This window comes from Campylobacter concisus, assembly GCF_902460875.1.
Lineage (GTDB): Bacteria > Campylobacterota > Campylobacteria > Campylobacterales > Campylobacteraceae > Campylobacter_A > Campylobacter_A concisus_AA.
On the sequence record NZ_CABPVR010000024.1, the window covers coordinates 2,584 to 3,827 of the forward strand.

Annotated in this window: 1 protein-coding gene and 1 pseudogene; both read left to right on the forward strand. The window is 29.3% G+C overall.

Annotated features, from left to right (window positions below; translation table 11 throughout):
- Nucleotides 1-408: pseudogene (locus F3H01_RS09540) on the forward strand (ATP-binding protein); the annotation flags it as partial.
- Nucleotides 401-1,244, forward strand: an 844-nt coding sequence (locus tag F3H01_RS09085; RefSeq protein ID WP_149725563.1) for a transformation system protein, incomplete at its 3' end; no start/stop codon positions are given. The pseudogene F3H01_RS09540 and the gene F3H01_RS09085, both read left to right, overlap by 8 nt.

Genomic DNA, 1,244 nt, shown 5'->3' on the forward strand with positions numbered 1-1,244 from the left:
GAATTGATCGAAAAAATAAGGCTGATGGCCGATTCAAGATTATTTAAATTTCTATTTACGATTCATAAAACTGAAAATGAAGATGTGTTAGCAAAAGACTATTTTCAAACTAGAATTTGGGAAAGTATAGAGCTTGGAAGTGCAAACACGAATGAAATCATAGTCTATTTGCAAAGAAAAATAGGACAAAAAGGCTATGATAAATACCTAAATTTTCAGAAAAAAGACTATGACAAGGCCTATGAGCTTTGTTGCGGAAATTTACGCACACTAAATAAAATTATGTATAAATTTTATGAAATTTGTGAATATTACGAACAAAATCAGCCATCAAAATTAAGTAGCGAGGACGCAAATATTAAAATTTTGATAATGTCTGCACTTGATACAGGAATAATTCATGCTTGAATTACAAGAAATTCAAAGGCTAGAAAAGCTTTATGAAGATTACGAAAAAAAGAATAAAAATAGCCTTTTAAAATTGTTATCACATAAAAAGCTAGGTCTTTTAATAATTACAATCTTGCTAATTGCTTTTATCTTTGGTGCTTTTTTATTTTTCTCAAATGCTAAAAACAAAAAAGAGACAACTAGTACTCCAGCTTTAGTTGAGAAAAATTTGACAATACAAACAGATATAAAAGAAAAAAATATAACCTTTGCTGAAACTAATGTCAGCAAAAATATTTTAGAAGATGGCAAACAAAAAAGCGAGCAAGCAAAAGAGAGGTTTGAATCAGATAAAAAACAAGATGAGCTTGCTGAGAAAATAGCTAAAAAGCTAGAACAATCTATAAAGCTAAATGAAGATAATAAAGAGCAGGCATCAGATAAAAAACAAAGAAGTGGTGGCGGTTGGCTAAAGCTAAATTTACCAACTGAAAATGAAAATATACAAAATGAACAGCCTCTACCAAATGAAGAGATAATAGAACTAGAACCAAAGACAAAGCCAAAAATTGATATTCAAATTTCAAGTGAAAACAATGAAATTTCTATGCTAAAAGAAGATTTTAATAAAAATAAAAATCCAGAAATTGCCCTTAAAATAGCAAGAAAATGCTATCAAGACAAAAGATATAGCGACACTATAAAATGGGCACTATCGGCAAATAATTTAGATAGTAGCATTGAGGAGTCTTGGATCATGTTTGCTAAGGCAAAATATATGCTAAAGCAAAAAGATGACGCATTGCGTGCATTAGAAGAATATAATAAAAATAAAAATAAGCCCGAGATAAATG